Genomic DNA, 708 nt, shown 5'->3' with positions numbered 1-708 from the left:
GATATACTCTCGCTTTCACTCACGACAATGAATCATAAATCTTGAACAGAAAGTACATCCCCTTTGGACTGGCACTGCTTTTTTGCTTAACTCCTTTTGTGTCATCCCCTATTGCACTTGTTATTGGCTTCTTACTTGCCAGCTTTGGCTTAGTTCCTACTGAGTTACCCATCGCCTCTTTCACCAAAAAACTGCTTTCTTATTCTATTATCGGTTTAGGGTTTGGTATCAATTTTGAACAGGCATTGTCTGTCACGTCAGATGGTATCGGGCTAATTATCGCTACGATTGTCGGCACACTCGTCATTGGCTCACTCATCGCCAAAGTAATCAAACTCGAAACGACGACTGCGTATCTCATTTCATCCGGAACTGCGATATGTGGTGGCAGCGCAATTGCTGCGGTCGCACCAGCAATCAGAGCCAAAGATGAACAAATAGGTTTGGCACTCGCTACCGTTTTTGTACTCAACTCTCTAGCGTTGTTCATCTTCCCCGTCATTGGTCATGCGTTAAACCTAGACCAACACACCTTTGGGACATGGGCGGCAATTGCGATTCATGATACTTCGTCTGTTGTTGGCGCTGCCTCTGCCTACGGTGAAGAGGCACTGACAACTGCAACCACGCTCAAACTGGCGCGAGCCTTGTGGATCATTCCTGTTGCTTTGATTAGCGCCGTGATTTTCTCACGTGGGAACAAAGAGG

At 46.6% G+C, this 708-nt stretch carries 1 protein-coding gene; it reads left to right on the top strand.

The features are described 5' to 3' along the window. Positions 1 to 41 precede the first annotated feature (41 nt). Positions 42 to 708, top strand: a 667-nt coding sequence (locus tag R8O10_RS25100; RefSeq protein WP_318191939.1) for a YeiH family protein, incomplete at its 3' end; no start/stop codon positions are given.

The sequence above is a fragment of the Vibrio sp. 1727 genome (genome assembly GCF_033344415.1).
Taxonomy (GTDB): Bacteria; Pseudomonadota; Gammaproteobacteria; order Enterobacterales; family Vibrionaceae; genus Vibrio; species Vibrio alginolyticus.
Note: the sequence above shows the minus strand (reverse complement) of the source record. Positions and strands in the feature narration are given on the sequence as shown.